Raw genomic sequence first — 16,168 nt, 5'->3', positions numbered from 1 at the left:
ATAGGAGCATTCAGTTCCTATATGGAGGAGGAGTTTCCGCCGTGGCCGACAGCGCTGCCCGACTCCTGGCCCTGCTCTCCCTGCTCCAGGTGCGGCCCGACTGGACGGGCACGGAGCTGGCCGACCGCCTCGGCGTCACCAGCCGGACCGTCCGGCACGACGTCGGCCGGCTGCGCGAGCTCGGCTACCCCGTCGACGCCACGCGGGGCGCGGCGGGCGGCTACCGCCTCGGCGCGGGCGGCAAGCTGCCGCCGCTGCTGCTCGACGACGAGGAGGCCGTGGCCGTCGCGGTCGGCCTGCGCGCGGCGACGGGCATCGCCGGGATCGGCGAGTCGAGCGGGCGGGCACTGGCGAAGCTGCTGCAGGTGCTCCCGCACCGGCTGCGCCCGACGGTGGCGGCGCTGTCGTCGGTGCTGGACCGGGCCCCGGAGAACACCGACACCGACGCGCCGGACCCGGAGGTGGACCACGCCGTGCTCACGGCGATCGCGAAGGCGGTCAGCGACGCCCACCTCCTGCGCTTCGACTACCGCGGCGCGCTGCGGCTCGTCGAGCCCTACCGCCTGCTGAGCTGGACCCGCCGCTGGTACCTCGTGGCCCGCGACCCGGCGTCGGGCGACTGGGAGACGTTCCGGGCCGACTGGGTCGAGCCCCGGATGCCGACGGGGCGCCGCTTCCCGCCGCAGCCGCTGCACGGCGGCGACTACACGGCCTTCGCGATGCAGTCGATCGCCGCGAGCGGCTGGAAGGTGCACGCCCGGCTGCGCATCGCCGCGCCCGCGGAGGCGGTGCTCGACCGCATCCACGCGGCGGTCGGCGTGGTGGAGTCGGTCTCGGCGACGGAGTCGGTGCTGGTCACCGGGGCCGACAGCCTCGAGACCATCGCCGCCTACATCGGCATGCTCGGCATGGACTTCACCGTCGAGTCCCCGCCCGAGCTGCTCCCCCACCTGCGGCACCTCGCGGAGGTCTACCTGCGGGCCGTGGCGCCGGGCGTCACGGGCGGGTAGCGCCGGCCGCTCGGTCGGCCAGGAACGGGACGAGCTGCTCGACGAAGGAGTCGGGCTGCTCCTCGGCGACGAAGTGCCCCGCCCCGTCGACGACGATCGCCCGCAGGTCGGGCGCGGCGGGGGCGAGGTCCTGCGCGACGCGCTCGCCGAGCGAGAGCCCTCCCCCGACGGCGGCGACCGGCATCGGCAGCCGCCCGCCGCCGTCGAGCCAGGCCGCGGTGGCGCGGCCGTCGTCGAGCAGCGCGCGGTAGTGGCCGAAGCCGCGGTCCAGCGCGGCGCGGCCGCGGTAGGCGGCCGTCGTCGCGGCGACCTCGGCCGGCGGGAAGGCATCCCGGTCGCCGGCGAGCCGGCCGAACCACCAGGTGAAGAACTCGTCCTCGGTGCCGGCGACGAGCATCGCCGGCACGTCCGGGGTCATGAAGAACCCGTGGTGCCAGCGTCCGCCGCGCGCGACGTCCATCGCGCGCTCCAGGCCCAGACCGGGCAGCCCGGTGTCGACGACGACGAGCCGCGCCACCTCGTCGGGGTGGGTGCGCGCCCACGCGAACGCGACCATCCCGCCGATGTCGTGCCCGACCACCCGCACCGGGCCCGCACCGACCAGGTCGTGCACCAGGGTCCGGAGCGCTCCGGCCACCGCGTCCTTGCCGTACCCCGCCGGCAGCGGGTCGGACCCGCCCAGGCCCGGCAGGTCGGGCGCGACCACCGTGTACCCGGCCGCGGCGAGCGCCGGGGCGACCCGCCGCCAGGCCCGCGAGGTCTGGGGCCAGCCGTGCAGGAGGACCAGCGGCGGCCCGTCCCCGCCGACGAGCGCGGTGGTGCCCGCGCCGTCGACGGTGCGCGTCTCCCGCCGGAACCCGGCGGGGACGCCGCCCGTCCCGGCGTCGCCTGTCACAGCGCTGCCCGTCACAGGCGTCGCCCCGCGAGCAGTCCACCTTCGACGGGCAGGAGCGCGCCGGTCACGAAGGAGGCCTCGTCCGACAGCAGCCACCGCGCCAGGTGCCCGACCTCCTGCGGCTCGGCCATGCGCCCGAGGAGGTGCAGCCGCCGGGCCCGCTCCTGCGAGGCCTGCGCGTCGACCGAGCCGTGCGCGGCCGTCTGCATCGGCGTGTCGACGACCCCCGGGAGGATCGCGTTGACCCGGATGCCCCGCTCCGCGCCCTCGACGGCCGCCGCCCGGGTCAGGCCGCACACGGCGTGCTTCGAGGCGATGTACCCCGCCTGCCCGAGCGCGCCCATCACGCCGAGGGCCGAGGAGGTGTTGACGACGGAACCGCCGTCCGCCATCGCCGCCATCTGGTGCTTGAGGCAGAGGAAGACGCTCAGCGCGTTCGTGCGCAGGACGCTCTCGAACGCCTCCGAGGTGAGCTCGACGAGCGGCGTCCCGGCCTGGGAGACGCCGGCGTTGTTGAACGCCCCGTCGAGCCGGCCGAACCAGTCGACGGCGTGCTGCACGAGCGCCTGCACCTGCGCCTCGTCGGTGAGGTCGGCCGGGACGAACGACGCCTCTCCCCGCAGGCCGGACAGCTCCTCGGCGAGGTCCTTCCCGCCGTCGTCGACGACGTCGGTGACCACCACCCGGGCACCCGCCCCGGCCAGCAGCCGGGCCGTGGCCGCGCCGATGCCCCCGAGGCCACCGGTGACGATGACGACCTTCCCGTCGAGCGACCCCGTCGGTGCCGTCACCGGACGCCCTGCTCGTCGTCGAGCAGCTCCTCGACCGGCTCGGGCCGGGCCGGACGGGCCAGGACCGCGAGGAAGTTCACCACGATCAGCACCGTGCCGTAGGCGGTCACGGCCCACACTCCCCCGCCGGTCAGGCTCAGCAGCCACGCGGCGACGACGGCCGCGGTGCCGCCGAAGAGGACGTTGGTCGTCGCGTAGGAGATCGACGACCCGAAGTAGCGCATGCGCACCGGGAAGGAGTAGGCGTAGAACGACGCCTGGGCGGCCATGACGAAGATGATCGACGCGACGGAGCCGGCGGTGCAGACCCCGATGAGCAGGACGTTGCCCGTGTGCACGACCGGGAACAGCGGGACGAAGGCGACGGCGAGGGTGACCAGCCCGATCAGCATCGTGTTGCGGGAGCCGATGCGGTCGGCGACCCGCCCGCCCAGCAGTGCCGCGCCGATCGCGACGAGCTGGGCGCACAGGAACAGGACGAAGGTCGTGCTCGGGGCCAGGCCGCCCGCCGAGGTCATGTAGGCGACGCCGAAGGCGGTGACCATCGGGAAGATGCAGGCGGGCGCGGCGTAGCTGAGCACCAGCAGGACGATGGTGCCGGGGTAGCGCTTGAGGACCTCGACCGGGCTGGTGCGCCGGGCGTTGCGCACCTCGGCCGCGACGAACTCCGGGGTCTCGGTGACCCCGGACCGGACCCACGCCGCGAAGGCCAGCAGGACGATGCTCGCGACCAGCGGGACGCGCCAGCCCCAGGAGACGAAGTCCTCCCTGCTCAGTCCGGCCGTCAGACCCGCGAGGACCAGGGTGGCCAGCGCCTGGGCGAGCGGGGAGGCGATCGCGACCGACGATCCGGCCCGTCCGCGCCGCTCGGTCGGCGCGTGCTCGAGGGCGAGGATCTGCGCACCGCTGATCTCGCCGCCCGAGGCGACGCCCTGGATGAACCGGAGCACGACCAGGATGATCGGGGCCGCGATCCCGATGGTGGCGTAGCCCGGCAGCAGCCCCATCAGCACCGTCGCGAGCCCCATGATCCACAGAGTGGCGATCAGGACACCGCGGCGTCCGCGCCGGTCGCCGATCGTGGAGAAGACCACGCTGCCGACGGGCCTGGCCACGAACGCCACCCCGTAGGTGGCGAACGACGCGATGAGCGCCGCCGGGCCGTCCAGGTCCTGGAAGAACACGGTCGGGAAGACCGTGGCGGCCAGCAGGCCGAAGATCGCGAAGTCGAAGTACTCGAGCACGGTGCCGCCGGAGGCGGCGAGAGCGGCGCGCCGCTCCATGCGCCGGTCCTTCCGCACCACGGGGGTCGCCGCCACGGCGGACGTCGACATGTCTGTCTCACTCATTCCGAGCACTCCTCGTCACTGAGAGTCCGTTGGGAAAGGTCATCGGGAAAGGGGTCGGGACCCGGGGAGGGCCCGGGGCACGAAGCCGTACAGGTCGTCGTGCCCGGCGGGCACCAGGAGCTGCTCGACGGACAGGCCGTCGGCCAGGCGCAGGTAGACCGAGCCGGCGACCTCCGGGACGGCGGTCGTCGCGGTCGCCCCGAGGGCGGTCGCGGCCGCGGTGGCGCGGGCCATCCCGGCGCGGTCGCGGTAGCCGAGGGCGGCGTTCATGATCCCCTGGTCGCTGAGCAGGGCGTCGGCCGCGGGCGGCCGCCCGGCGGGGGTCTCGTACTGCACCACCTCGAGCACCGCGTCCCCGGCGCGGAAGGCCGCGCAGGTGCGCCGCGCGCCGTCGAGGCCCCAGAGGCGCTCGTGCTCGGGGCGGTGGACCGGTTCGACCTCCTCGAGCCCGAAGGCGCCGCCGAAGCACCGCCGGGCGCCCTCGAGGTCCGCGACCGAGGCGGCCGCGTACGCCAGCGCCGGGCCCGGATCCGACGCCTCGACGATCTCGACGACCGCGTCCGCGCCGGGCTCCCGGAAGCAGACCCGACGGGCGCCGTCGACGCCGGCGGGCGCGGTCAGGGTCCTGAGCCCGGCCGCGTCCAGCCGCCGCAGGGTGGCGTCGAAGTCCGCGACCGCGACGCCGAAGCGGACCCAGCCCAGGTCCGACGGCCGCCACCCCGGCCGCCGCGCGCGCTGGGCCGGGCTCGTGTGGTGGAACAGCTCCAGCTGGACGAGTTCCTGCCGCCCGACGAGCCACCACATCATGCAGCGGGTGTCGTCGCCGGTGGGCAGCTGCTGGATGCGCGCCGCGTCCGCTCCCCAGCGGGGCCTGCCGCCGGCGTCGGCGAACCCGAGCACCTCGACGAGGATCCGGGCCGTGCGGGGGATGTCTGCCGTGCACAGCGCGACCTGGGCGAGGTTCGCCGTCGTCGCGCAGGCCTCGCTCATCGCGCGACGAACCGGTTCGTCATCGTGCCGACGCCCTCGATCGTGCTGGTGAGGACGTCGCCGGGCCGGAGGAACAGGCCGCGCGGCGCACCGACACCCGCGGGCGTGCCGGTGAAGACGACGTCGCCGGGGTGGAGGGTCACGACCTGGGAGAGGTCGGAGACGATGCGCTCGACCGGGAAGATGAGGTCGGCGGTGGTGCCGTCCTGCAGCGTGACGACGGCCTCGTCGCCGGCGCTCGGCCCCTCCAGGACGGCGGTGAGGCGCAGCTTGCCGGGATCGTCGAGCTCGTCCTCGGTCACCACCGCCGGCCCGAACGGGGCGAAGTTCGGGTAGGACTTGCCCAGGCTGAACTGCGGCACGGGCCCCCGGAGCTGGACGGCCCGCTCGCTGTAGTCCTGCCCGACGGCGTAGCCCGCGATCGCCCGCACCGCCTCCTCCGGCCCCACCCGGTGCACCCGCCGGCCGATGACGACGACGAGCTCGATCTCGTAGTCCACCCGGTCGCTGGGCAGCTCGACCGTGACATCCGGTCCGGCGAGGGCCGAGGCGAACTTCGTGAACACCACGAGGTCCTCGGGGTGGTCGAGGTTCGCCTCGTCGGCGTGGTCGCGGTAGTTGAGCCCGATCGCGAAGACCTGGCGCGGGTCCGGCACCGGGGCCCCGAGCTCGGCGGGGTCGAACGGGCGGCCGGCCCCGTGGTCGGCCTCCGCCGCCCAGGCGGTGAACTCGTCCCACGCCTCGAACACCGCACGCGGGGAGGGGCCGAACCGGCCCCCGCTCGCGTCGGCGACGTCGACGGCGGTCCCGTCCCCGGTGAGGAGGACGGCTCGGTCCGCGAGGTTGGCGATGCGCATGGGGTCAGGCCTCCGGGCTCGGGGGAAGGGGCACGCCGTCGGCCAGCGACGGGTCCGCCGCCACCCGGGCGGGCCAGGGATCGTCGAAGGTCACGGTGGTGCGGGGCCGGTCGGGCAGGAACTCGCCCTTGCGGGCACGGACGTGGATCTCGTCGCGCGTCGCGCCGAGCCGGTAGGCAGCCAGCACCTTCTCCGGGTCGAACTGCGGCCCGATCTGGTCCTCGCTGAACTCCTGCGAGGCCCACATCCACTCCTTGGACACGGCCCAGTCGTCGAACACGTCCACCTGGATCTCGACGCCGTTGCCGTCGGGGTCCTGGTAGTACATCGACATCGTCATGCCGTGGTCGAGGCAGACGGTCGGGGTGGTCCCGGCGTCGCGGAGCCGCTCGTAGTTGTCGATCCAGCCGTCGAAGGAGTCGTACTCGAAGGCCGTGTGGTGCAGCCCCGCGCTGTGCGGCTTGTCCACCGGCGGGTGCGTGCCCGGCAGCCGCAGCAGCGCGATGCGGTGGTTCGCCTCGTCGTTGGTCAACCAGGCGGCGTGCTCCGCGTAGTACACCGGCTGGAGGCCGGCGACGAGCTCGTAGAAGGCGACCATCGCGTCGACGTCCATGGTCATGAACGTGGCGTGGTGCAACCTGGGCGGTCGGATCGGGCGCGGCCTCGGCGTCCGGAGGTACGGGCTGTGCTGCGTGCTCACGGGTCTGCTCTCCCTGCCTGCTCACCATCGAGTGACGCCACTGTGGCCCACGATTCCCGAACAAGCAACAGATTTTTGAAAACCTGCCGATTCACGAACACCGGTGCTAGCGTGGCGCCGTGACCGAAGCGAAGACGCCGACGCGGGCCGCCCAGCTCCACGAAGCCATCCGCTCCGACGTCCTGCGCGGCGAGCTCCCACCCGGCACGCCGCTGCGCCTCGCCGCGCTCGCGGCGCGGTACGGCGCCGGCCAGTCGGTGGTGCGCGAGGCGCTCGGCCGCCTGGCCGAGAACAACCTCGCCGTGCTCGTCCCGAACCAGGGCTTCCGCGTCGTGGACGCCTCGCGCGCCGACCTCGTCGCGCTCACCGAGCTGCGCGTGATGATCGAGTGCGAGGCGCTGCGCCGCTCGATCGCGCACGGCGACGTCCGGTGGGAGGCCGCCGTCGTCTCCGCCCACCACGTGCTCGAGCGCGCCACCTTCATGCTGGACGACAGCCCCGGCAGCACCGAGGAGTGGAGCCGCGCGCACGCCGGGTTCCACGACGCCCTCGTGTCGGCCTGCGACAACGCCCGCATGCTCGCCCTGACGACCTCCCTGCGCGACGGCGCCGAGATCTACCGCCAGCTCGGCGTGAACGCCCGCTTCGAGGAGCTCGCCGAGCGCGACATCCCGTGCGAGCACCGGCAGCTGATGGAGCTGAGCACCGCGCGCGACCTCCGCGCGGTCGACGCGCTCGCGCGCCACATCCAGCGCACCACCGACGACCTCATCACGGCAGGAGCACTGTGACCACCACGGCAGGAGCACTGTGACCGCGGGCGACGTCGAGACGATCACCCAGCTCGTCCTGCACGAGCGCCGGGCCCGCGACCGCGGCTGGTGGGACCGGATGCGGGACGCGTACTGGCCGGAGGCCGTGGTGTCGATCAGCTGGTTCACCGGTCCGGCGCACGAGTTCGTCACCGCCTCGGAGGCGATGAGCGGCGGGGGCACGGTCGCGACGCACCGCCTCGCCCCCGTCGTCGTCGAGACCGCGGGCGAGCGCGCCCTGGCCGAGGCGCCCGCCGCGATCGAGGTGGTCACGACCGTCGACGGGGCCCCCGCCGTGCTCACCTCCTTCACGCGGCTGCAGTTCCGGGCCCTGCGGCGCGAGGGCCGGTGGCGCCTGCTCGGCCTCGACGCGGTCTACGAGCGCGACGCCCTGGAACCCGCGACGCCGGGCGCGACCGTCGCCGTCGACGCGGCCGCCCTCGCGCCGTTCCGGTCGTCCTACCGCCTGCTGTCCTGGCACCTGACCGGCCGCGGCCACACGATCGGCGCGGACCTGCTCGGCGACGACCGCCCGGCCGAGGTGGCCGCCTTCTACGAGCGCGAGCACCGCTGGCTCCACGACGACCACCTCGACGGGGGTCACCGGTGAGGGGGCTGGACGGCAAGGTCGCGATGGTGGTGGGGGGCGGTTCGGGCATCGGGCGGGCCGCGGCCCGTCGCCTGGCCGAGGAGGGTGCGAGCGTCGCCGTCGTGGACGTCGCCGCGGACGCCGCGGACGCGACGGCCGCCGGGATCGCCGCCGCGGGCGGTCGCGGGCTGGCCCTGCACGCCGACGCGACCGCACCCGAGGACGTCGACCGTGCCGTCGACCGGGTCGTCACGGACCTCGGCGGCATCGACGTCCTCGTCAACTCGGTCGCCCGCGTCCCGCGCAGGACCATGTACGACATCACGCCGCAGGAGTGGCAGGACACCGTCGACGCGTGTCTGTTCAGCTACTTCCTCACCACCCGGGCGGCGCTGCCCCACCTCGTCGCGCGCGGCGGCGGCAAGATCGTCAACGTCTGCTCCGTCACCGCGCACGTCGGCGCGCAGCTGCCGGCGTACTCGGCGGCGAAGGGGGCCGTCCTGTCCTGGTCCCGCGAGATCGCCGTGGAGTTCGCCCACCACGGGATCACCGTCAACACCGTCAGCCCCGGCGTGATCGAGACCCCGATCAACACCGAGGTCCTGCGCTCCGACGCCGTGCGGGCGACGATGCTCGACGCCATCCCCCTCGGCCGGTTCGGGCGGCCGGAGGACGTGGCCGCCACGATCGCGTTCCTGGCCTCGTCCGACGCCGACTTCGTCTCGGGCACCGACGTCGTCGTGGACGGGGCGATGATCGCGTCCACCTCGTGGGGCACCGCGCGGACCGCCTGGCGGACGCACGACGCCGCGCGCTGACCCTCAGGCGGGCGGCGGCCAGCTCGCCAGGACCGTGTCGACGACCTCCTGCAGCTCGTCGGGGCCGACCCCGCCTCGCGTTCCTCGCCTCCGACCAGAGCACCTTCGTCGTCGGCACCGCCATCTACGTCGACGGCGGCGAGATGCAGTTCTGACGCCGTCCGGTCACGGGCGCTGCTGGTCCTCCAGGCTCCACGCCACCAGGGGGTGGATGGCGCGCATCAGCCCGCGGGCGCGCTCGCTCGGGCGGTAGGTGACGAGCACGGGCGTCGTCGGGGTGACGGTGCGGACGACGAGGTGCTCCTCCTCGAGCTCCCGCAGCCGCTGCGCGAGGAGCCGGTCGGAGATCCCGACGACGTGCGCGCGGTACTCGACGAACCGCCGCGCGCCCCTCAGTCCGGCCAGCAGGATGCCCGCCGTCCACTTCTTGCCGACGAGCTCCGCCGCGTGCTGGAAGCTGCGGCACTTCTCCTCGTCGATGTGGTCGTACGCGGTGGTCTCGGCGGCCGGCTGACCGCCCGTGGAGCTCGACATGGGGTCGAGGGTACGCCGGTCACTTACGAAAGGTGAGTCGCTCACTCCCTGGTTGCTGCTTCCCGTGCGTGAGCAGATCCTGGGGCCATGCAAGCAGGTACAGCACCCCGTCCGCGGGGCTACGGGCACCGCGTGGAGTTCGGCGTCGCACTCGTCCCCGACGCCCGGGACCCGCACACGCCGGTGCGGCTCGCCCTCCTGGGCGAGCAGCTCGGGTACGACCTCGTCACCGTGGCGGACGACCCGTCGCAGCCCGACCTCGACGAGACCTGGACCCTGCTGTCCTGGATCGCCGGCGTCACGTCCCGGATCCGGCTCGCGGCGGACCTGCGCAGCCCCTCCGTGGGCAACCCGGCGGTGCTGGCCCGCAGCGCGGCGAGCCTCGACCACCTCTCCGGTGGGCGGGTCGTGCTGGTGCTGGGCCCGGTCGCGCACGACCACACCGGGGCGGTCGCCGAGGTGATCGACGTGGTGCGGGCGCTCTGGGACGTCGACGAGCGCGGCCTCGCCCGCTACGACGGCCGCCACCACCACCTCCGGGGCGCGCAGCGGGCGGCCCCCGCGCACGACGTCCCGATCGTCGTGGCCGGCTCGACGCCGGAGGTGCTGGAGCTGGCCGGGGCGCAGGCGGACGGCTGGTCCGGCGACCACGCCGACCTCTGCTCCGAGGGACTCCGGGGCCCCGAGGGGCTCCGGCTCGCCCACCTGGCACTCGACGCCGCCGCCCGGGCCGCCGGCCGCGACCCGCGCGAGGTCCGCCGGCAGCTGACGGTGTCGGGCCGGTTCGCCGGGCGGCGCACCGGGTTCCTCGAGGGCTCCCCCGCGGACTGGGTCGACGACCTGCTGCCGCTCCTGGTGGAGCACGGCGTCGGCACCGTCGTGGTGCGGTCCGCCGACCCCGCGACGCTGACGGCGTTCGCCCGCGAGGTCGTCCCCGGGCTGCGCGCCGCCGTCGACCGGGTCACCCCGTTCGGGTCGGCCGGCGTCCGGGTCCGCCGGGCCTCCGCGCTGGCGAAGCGCCGCGGCGGGATCGCCTACGACGACGTCCCCGCCTCGATCGCCCAGGTGGTCGAGCCCGGCGACCACGACTACCACCGGTTCCGGTCCGGCTACCTGCGCGGCGGCTCGCCCGGGATCGTGCTGCGCGCGGCGGACGCGCGGCAGGTCGTCGACGCGCTGGCGTTCGCCCGGGCGCACCCCGGCGTCCCGCTGTCCGTCCGCAGCGCCGGCCACGGGATCAGCGGGCGCTCGACCAACGACGGCGGCATCGTCGTCGACGTCTCGCTGATGAACGCCGTCGAGGTCCTCGACGAGCCCACCCGGCGCGTCCGGATCGGTCCGGGCGCCCGCTGGACGGACGTCGCCGCGGCGCTCGCGCCGCACGGGTGGGCGCTGAGCTCGGGCGACTACGGCGGCGTCGGGGTCGGCGGCCTCGCGACGGCCGGTGGGATCGGCTACCTGTCCCGGGCGCACGGGCTGACCATCGACCACCTCCGCGCCGTCGAGATCGTGCTGGCGGACGGCACCGTCACCCGCGCCGACGCCACCGAGAACCCCGAGCTCTTCTGGGCCGTCCGCGGCGCCGGGGCCAACTTCGGCGTCGTGACCTCCTTCGAGTTCGAGGTCGACGAGGTGGGCGCGGTCGGCCACGCCCGCCTGGTCTCCGGCACCGACGACATCGCGGGGTTCCTGCGGGAGTGGGGCCGGGTGGTGGAGGACTCGCCGCGCGACCTGACCAGCTTCCTGATCACCGGTCCGTCGCGCGCCGGGCAGCCGTCCGTGGTGCAGACGCTGTCCGTCGTGGACTCCGCCGACCCGGAGACCGTGGTCGCGCGGCTGCAGCCGATCGCCGACCTCGGCGCGCTCCACGAGCAGGACGTCCGGATCCTCCCCTACGCCGCGGTGATGGCGAACGCGAGCGACGCCGAGCACCACGCCCGCGGTGAGCCGATCTCGCGCAGCGGGCTGGTCGACCACATCACCCCGGAGTTCGCCGCCGCGGCCGCGGCCGCCCTGCGCAGCGGGTCCCTGCACTGGTTCCAGATCCGCTCGGTGGGCGGTGCGGTGTCCGACGTCGACCCCGACGCGACCGCCTACGCCGGGCGGGAGGCGAACTTCCAGGTCGTCGCCATGGGGTCGCGGGAGGAGGCCGTCGACCGCGCCTGGGCGACGCTGCGACCCTTCTTCCAGGGCCTCTACCTGAGCTTCGACAGCAGCACCGACCCGCGGCGGATCACCGACGCGTTCCCGCCCCGGACCCTCGCGCGACTGCGCGCGCTCAAGGCCGACCTCGACCCGCACAACCTGTTCCGCGACAACTTCAACATCACCCCCGACTCCGCCGTCGAGAGGAGCGCGTCATGACCGACTACGCACAGGACCTGGTCTTCGGCAGCTTCGTCACCCCGACGGCCCGGCCCCCGCTGCGGCCGGTCGAGCTCGCCGTCCTGTCGGAGCGGGTCGGCCTGGACCTCGTGACGTTCCAGGACCACCCGTACCAGCCGGCGTTGCAGGACGCCTGGACCCTGATGTCCTTCGCCGCCGCCCGCACCGAGCGCATCCGCATCAGCGGCAACGTCCTGAACCTGCCCCTGCGCCGACCGGCGGTGCTCGCCCGCAGCGCGGCGACGCTCGACCGGCTCAGCGGCGGTCGGATCGAGATGGGGATCGGCGCCGGCGGCTTCTGGGACGCCATCGCCGGCATGGGCGGGCCGCGCCTCACACCCGGGCAGTCCATCCAGGCGCTCGAGGAGGCCATCACGATCATGCGCGGCATCTGGGCCGCCGACGAGCGGGGCGGGCTGACCGTCGAGGGCGAGTTCCACCGGGTCCGCGGGGCCAAGCGCGGGCCGGCACCCGCCCACGACATCGGCGTGTGGGTCGGCGCCTACAAGCCCCGCATCCTGCGGCTGGTCGGCCGCGTGGCCGACGGCTGGATCCCGTCGCTGCCCTACCTCCCCGACGGCCCCGCCTCGCTGACGGAGATGAGCAGGCACGTCGACGACGCCGCGCACGCCGCAGGCCGCGACCCGGCCGCGATCACCCGGTTCCTCAACATCGGCGGCGAGTTCCGGCGCGACAGCGGGGGCCTGCTCGTCGGGCCGCCCGGCCAGTGGGCCGAGGAGCTGACCGACATCGCCCTGGTCCACGGCGTCTCGGGCTTCATCATGATGGGCGACGAGCCCGCCGCGCTGGAGCTGTTCGCCCGGGAGGTCGCCCCCCGCGTCCGGGAGCTGGTGGCCGACGAACGGGCCGCCTGACGCCCCGGGCGCAGGATCCTCAGGCGGGCGATCGTCGCCCCTGCTCCAGCAGCGCCGCCAGGTACGCCCGCAGGGCCGGCGAGACGGGCGCGTCGCGGGTCACGACGAACAGCCGCCGCGCCAGGTCGACCCCCGCGACGTCGCGGACGGCCAACCGGGGGTCGACGGCGGGCAGCGCGAGGTCGGGCAGGAGCGTGACGACCCCGGCGGACCGGACGAGCTCGAGCTGGACGTCCGCGTCGTCGGAGCGGTGCCGGAGGTCGGGCTCGTAGCCGCCGTGCGCCCGGCAGGTCCCCAGCACCATCGCGTGGTGCCCGGTGCCCTCCCCGGAGGCCGCCCAGACCTCGTCGCGCAGTGCGGCGACCGGGACCGCCGCCTCACCCTGCGCGAGGGGGTGGGCCGCCGGCAGCACGAGCCGGACCGCCTCCCGGTGGAGCGGGGTGTGGACGAGACCGGCCGGTCGCGGGCGGGGGAAGCCGTCGTAGTCGTCGCTGATCACCAGGTCGACCGCGCCCAGCCGGAGCTCGGGGAGCGCGAGCTCGACCTCGAGCTCGGTGATCTCCACCGCGACGCCCGGGTGCTCCCCCGCGAGCTCGACCAGCGCGGGGATGAGCAGCCGACGCGCCGCGGACTGCACACCCACCGCCCGGACCCTGCCCCGCACCTCGTCGGTGAGCGAGGCGAGATCGGTCTCCGCCTCCTCCACGGCGCGCAGCAGGATCGCGGCGTGCCCGGCGAGCACCCGGCCCGCATCGGTGAGCCGCACCCCGCGCCCGGCCGGCTCCAGCAGGCCCACCCCGGCCTCCTTCTCCAGCACCGCGAGCTGCTGCGACACCGCCGACGGGCTGTAGCCCAGCGCCGAGGCCACCGCCGTCAGGGTCCGGCGCTCGGCCAGCTCCCGGAGCATCCGCAGGCGGCGCAGATCGGCGAGCACCATGCACGAACCCTAACTGTTGTGGTCCAGGAATCGTCGCTGGAGCTGACAGGTCCGATCGGACAGGCTGGTCCCCGTGACCGGACCGGCCCGCGAGGTCTCCCCCAGCGGCGTGCTGGCGTCCCTGGGGGCGTCGGTCCTCTTCGGCTTCACCTTCCTGCTCCCGCCCCGGTTGCTGCCGCTCGATCCCGGGCAGGTCCTCGCCTACCGGATCGTCGTGACGCTGGCCGTCCTCGTGCCGCTGTTCACGGCGCTGCGGGTGTGGCCCGAGGTGCTCGCGATCCTGCGGCGCTGCCGGCGGGCCCCGCACCTGGCCGCCGTCCTCGTGGTGGACGCGGCGCTGCTGGGGCTGCAGCTGTGGCTGTTCGGGTGGGCGCCCCAGAGCGGCCACGGCCTCGAGCTGTCCCTCGGGTACCTCGTCCTGCCGCTCGTCATGGTGCTCACGGGCGCCGTCGTGTACCGCGAGAGGCTGTCGGCGCTGCGGGTCGCGGCCGTCGGCACCGCCTCCGTCGGGGTGGTCGCCGCCGTCGTCCTCGCCGGCGGCCTGAGCTGGCCGACCCTGCTCGTGGCGCTGGGCCTGCCGCTGTACTTCGTCAGCAGGCGCGCGTTCGGGCTCGACAGCACCGGGGCGCAGTTCCTGGAGCTCACGGCGATGCTGCCGTTCTCGGTGGTCGTCATGACCGTGCGCCCGTCGTTCGGCACGGTCACCGCCGAACCGCAGCTGGTCGGCGGCCTCCTGGTGCTCGGGCTGGTGAGCGCGGGCGGGTTCACCCTCTACCTCACCGCGAGCCGGGTGCTGCCGTTCGCCCTGTTCGGGGTGCTGAGCTACGTCGAACCGGTGCTCCTGGTGCTGGTGGCGCTGACCGTGCTCGGCGAGCCCTGGACCTGGACGGACTCCTTCGTCTACCTACCGATCTGCGCGGGGCTGTGCGTCCTGGCGGTCGAGGTGCACCGCGAGGGCCGGCGCCGGGCGGTCGCGGTCCTCACGCACTGAGGCGTCCGCGCCCGCTCCACGGCTGCCGTCGGGCCGCGGTTCAGCGGTGGTCGGCGACGACCGTGCCGGCACCCCACGGCGCCACCGTGGCGTCGCGGTCGTGGAAGCGTTCGGGGAGGTCGTCGACGATGTCCCAGGTCGCCGACAGCCGTCCGAACCCGACGAAGACCGCGATCTGCACGCCGAGCTCGACGATGTCGGGCTCGCCGAAGTGCGCGGGCAGGAGGTCGAACACGGCGTCGCCCGCCGCGAGGTGGTCGGTGGCGAACAGGTCGGCGTAGCGCAGCGCGGCCTTCTCGGCGTCGGTCAGGTCCGGCGCCTCCTGCGGCTGCTCCAGCGAGCACACCAGGTCCTCCGTGACGCCGTCCGCCGCACCGCTCGCGGTCCGCAGCGCCATGCAGCTGCGGCACTGGTTGTGGAACGCGATGCGCAGCCGCACCAGCTCGACCAGCCGGGGCGGGAGCGTCGACGTCGCGGTGAGGGCGCTGCGGAAGGCCAGGAACGCCGCGGTGACGTCGGGCCGCTGTGCGAGGACGCGCAACAGGCCGAGACCCTGCGGGTCGTCGAAGGCGGGGCCGAGCGCCGCGCGCAGAGCGGGGTCGAAGTCGGCGGGCGTGACGGGGTGCAGACGGGCCACGGAACCTCTCCTCGTCGGGTCGCCGTCCCACGGTGCCGGAGGCGACGGCCATCGGGCCGAGCGGACGTCGTCAAGGTTATGGCGACGCACCGTCGAGCAGCCGCGGATCGCGCGGGGGCGGGTTCCGCGTGGTGTGCGCGCGCGGCGCGCGGTGGTGGGATCGCGTGCATGTCCGAGCGCGCGCCGACCGTCCCGCCGTCCGGCGTCCCCCGGTTCGCGCGCACCGCCGTGCTGACGGTCGCCGGCGTCGTCGCGCTGGCGCACCTGGCCGCAGCCGCGGTGACCGACGGCTACTGGTTCGACGAGGCCTACGTGCTGGCGATCGGGCGCCACCACCTTGCGTCCGCGACGACCGGCTGCTGCTCGTGCTGGGCGTGGTCGCCGGGATCGCGGCGCAGACGAAGTTCCAGGTGCTGCCGCTGTGCGCAGCGCTCCTGCTGGGTGTGGCCGCGGTGGGCCCGCGCGCGCTGCTCGCCCGGCCGCTGCTGTGGGTCGGAGCGCTGGTCGGGGCCGCGATCACCGCGCCGACGCTCGTCTGGCAGGCGGCGAACGGCTGGCCGCAGCTGCGGATGGGCCCGGTGGTCGCGGCGGAGTCGGAGTTCCTCTACGCGGGCCGGCCCGGGGTGGCGGTGCTGCTGGCTGGTGCTGCTCGCGGGCGTCGCCGGGGTCGTGCTCAGTGGCTACGGGTTGGCGCGCCTGGTACGTACGCCCGACCACCGCTACCTCGGCGTCGCGACCCTGGTGCTCTGCGCCTTCTTCGTCGCGACGGCGGCCCGTCCGACCTACATCGGCGGCCTGTACGGCGTGCTCGCCGCGGCCGGTGCGGTCGGGCTGATGCACCGCCGGGAGGCCGGGCGGGTGCGGTGGCGGTGGGTGGCGTGGCCGGCGTACGCGCTCAGCGGACTCGTGGCCCTACGTCGGCTCCGACCCCGACGAGCTGGCGCCGTACTTCGCCGAGGTCTGCCGGCTGGCCGATCCTGCCGCCGGCACCGGGGTCT

The 16,168-nt window shown here is 74.8% G+C and carries 16 protein-coding genes; 7 read left to right on the top strand and 9 right to left on the bottom strand.

Annotated features, from left to right (window positions below; translation table 11 throughout):
- Positions 1 to 41 precede the first annotated feature (41 nt).
- Entirely contained in the window at positions 42 to 1,010 is a 969-nt protein-coding gene (locus HOP40_RS17715; protein WP_172160006.1) for a helix-turn-helix transcriptional regulator, read from the top strand.
- Here HOP40_RS17715 and HOP40_RS17710 read toward each other — a convergent pair.
- From HOP40_RS17710 to HOP40_RS17685, 6 genes are read right to left on the bottom strand one after another with little or no spacing between them, the layout of a single operon-like run.
- A complete protein-coding gene (locus tag HOP40_RS17710; RefSeq protein WP_205347222.1) occupies positions 997 to 1,905 on the bottom strand; it encodes an alpha/beta fold hydrolase in 909 nt (302 codons plus the stop codon). The genes HOP40_RS17715 and HOP40_RS17710 overlap by 14 nt on opposite strands.
- 11 nt (positions 1,906 to 1,916) lie before the next feature.
- On the bottom strand, positions 1,917 to 2,696 hold the full coding sequence (locus tag HOP40_RS17705; RefSeq protein WP_172160005.1) for an SDR family NAD(P)-dependent oxidoreductase: 780 nt from the start codon (positions 2,694 to 2,696) through the stop codon (positions 1,917 to 1,919).
- Complete coding sequence (locus HOP40_RS17700; protein WP_172160004.1) at positions 2,693 to 4,045, bottom strand: MFS transporter; 1,353 nt, start codon at positions 4,043 to 4,045, stop codon at positions 2,693 to 2,695. Before HOP40_RS17700 ends, HOP40_RS17705 begins: the two co-directional genes overlap by 4 nt.
- A 39-nt stretch (positions 4,046 to 4,084) precedes the next feature.
- A complete protein-coding gene (locus HOP40_RS17695; protein ID WP_172160003.1) occupies positions 4,085 to 5,035 on the bottom strand; it encodes a VOC family protein in 951 nt (316 codons plus the stop codon).
- Positions 5,032 to 5,892, bottom strand: coding sequence for a fumarylacetoacetate hydrolase family protein (locus tag HOP40_RS17690; protein ID WP_172160002.1), 861 nt, complete (start codon positions 5,890 to 5,892; stop codon positions 5,032 to 5,034). The genes HOP40_RS17695 and HOP40_RS17690 overlap by 4 nt, the downstream gene beginning before the upstream one ends.
- A 4-nt stretch (positions 5,893 to 5,896) precedes the next feature.
- Positions 5,897 to 6,592, bottom strand: a complete 696-nt coding sequence (locus HOP40_RS17685; RefSeq protein ID WP_275691361.1) for a VOC family protein — start codon at positions 6,590 to 6,592, stop codon at positions 5,897 to 5,899.
- A gap of 119 nt (positions 6,593 to 6,711) precedes the next feature.
- Between HOP40_RS17685 and HOP40_RS17680 the strand changes: the two genes are divergently transcribed.
- The 3 genes from HOP40_RS17680 to HOP40_RS17670 are packed head-to-tail and all read left to right on the top strand — an operon-like array spanning position 6,712 to position 8,811.
- Positions 6,712 to 7,383 (top strand): GntR family transcriptional regulator, encoded by a 672-nt coding sequence (locus HOP40_RS17680; RefSeq protein WP_172160000.1) that lies wholly within the window; start codon positions 6,712 to 6,714, stop codon positions 7,381 to 7,383.
- Between the two features lie 19 nt (positions 7,384 to 7,402).
- Positions 7,403 to 8,014, top strand: a complete 612-nt coding sequence (locus HOP40_RS17675; RefSeq protein ID WP_172159999.1) for a nuclear transport factor 2 family protein — start codon at positions 7,403 to 7,405, stop codon at positions 8,012 to 8,014.
- Entirely contained in the window at positions 8,011 to 8,811 is an 801-nt protein-coding gene (locus HOP40_RS17670) for an SDR family NAD(P)-dependent oxidoreductase (protein WP_172159998.1), read from the top strand. Before HOP40_RS17675 ends, HOP40_RS17670 begins: the two co-directional genes overlap by 4 nt.
- Positions 8,812 to 8,976: 165 nt before the next feature.
- Here HOP40_RS17670 and HOP40_RS17665 read toward each other — a convergent pair whose 3' ends face one another.
- Positions 8,977 to 9,345 carry a winged helix-turn-helix transcriptional regulator gene (locus tag HOP40_RS17665; RefSeq protein WP_172159997.1) on the bottom strand — a complete coding sequence of 123 codons (369 nt, stop codon included), beginning with the start codon at positions 9,343 to 9,345 and terminating at the stop codon, positions 8,977 to 8,979.
- A gap of 87 nt (positions 9,346 to 9,432) precedes the next feature.
- Between HOP40_RS17665 and HOP40_RS17660 the strand changes: the two genes are divergently transcribed.
- Entirely contained in the window at positions 9,433 to 11,709 is a 2,277-nt protein-coding gene (locus HOP40_RS17660) for an LLM class flavin-dependent oxidoreductase (RefSeq protein ID WP_172159996.1), read from the top strand.
- Positions 11,706 to 12,605 (top strand): LLM class flavin-dependent oxidoreductase, encoded by a 900-nt coding sequence (locus HOP40_RS17655; RefSeq protein ID WP_172159995.1) that lies wholly within the window; start codon positions 11,706 to 11,708, stop codon positions 12,603 to 12,605. Before HOP40_RS17660 ends, HOP40_RS17655 begins: the two co-directional genes overlap by 4 nt.
- Before the next feature lie 19 nt (positions 12,606 to 12,624).
- Here HOP40_RS17655 and HOP40_RS17650 read toward each other — a convergent pair whose 3' ends face one another.
- Positions 12,625 to 13,542 carry a LysR family transcriptional regulator gene (locus HOP40_RS17650; protein WP_172159993.1) on the bottom strand — a complete coding sequence of 306 codons (918 nt, stop codon included), beginning with the start codon at positions 13,540 to 13,542 and terminating at the stop codon, positions 12,625 to 12,627.
- A gap of 73 nt (positions 13,543 to 13,615) precedes the next feature.
- Here HOP40_RS17650 and rarD point away from each other — a divergent pair, with 73 nt between their 5' ends.
- A complete protein-coding gene (gene rarD / locus HOP40_RS17645) occupies positions 13,616 to 14,533 on the top strand; it encodes an EamA family transporter RarD (protein WP_172159991.1) in 918 nt (305 codons plus the stop codon).
- 40 nt (positions 14,534 to 14,573) lie between these two features.
- Here rarD and HOP40_RS17640 read toward each other — a convergent pair whose 3' ends face one another.
- Complete coding sequence (locus tag HOP40_RS17640; protein ID WP_172159989.1) at positions 14,574 to 15,170, bottom strand: carboxymuconolactone decarboxylase family protein; 597 nt, start codon at positions 15,168 to 15,170, stop codon at positions 14,574 to 14,576.
- Positions 15,171 to 16,168: the final 998 nt, after the last annotated feature.

The sequence above is a fragment of the Pseudonocardia broussonetiae genome (genome assembly GCF_013155125.1).
Classification (GTDB): Bacteria; Actinomycetota; Actinomycetes; order Mycobacteriales; family Pseudonocardiaceae; genus Pseudonocardia; species Pseudonocardia broussonetiae.
Note: the sequence above shows the minus strand (reverse complement) of the source record. Positions and strands in the feature narration are given on the sequence as shown.

Coding starts and splice junctions, on each gene's coding strand:
- HOP40_RS17700 (WP_172160004.1), bottom strand. CDS start 4,045: ATGAGTGAGACAGACATGTCGACGTCCGCCGTGGCGGCGACCCCCGTG.
- HOP40_RS17695 (WP_172160003.1), bottom strand. CDS start 5,035: ATGAGCGAGGCCTGCGCGACGACGGCGAACCTCGCCCAGGTCGCGCTG.
- HOP40_RS17690 (WP_172160002.1), bottom strand. CDS start 5,892: ATGCGCATCGCCAACCTCGCGGACCGAGCCGTCCTCCTCACCGGGGAC.
- HOP40_RS17665 (WP_172159997.1), bottom strand. CDS start 9,345: ATGTCGAGCTCCACGGGCGGTCAGCCGGCCGCCGAGACCACCGCGTAC.
- HOP40_RS17660 (WP_172159996.1), top strand. CDS start 9,433: ATGCAAGCAGGTACAGCACCCCGTCCGCGGGGCTACGGGCACCGCGTG.
- HOP40_RS17655 (WP_172159995.1), top strand. CDS start 11,706: ATGACCGACTACGCACAGGACCTGGTCTTCGGCAGCTTCGTCACCCCG.
- HOP40_RS17650 (WP_172159993.1), bottom strand. CDS start 13,542: ATGGTGCTCGCCGATCTGCGCCGCCTGCGGATGCTCCGGGAGCTGGCC.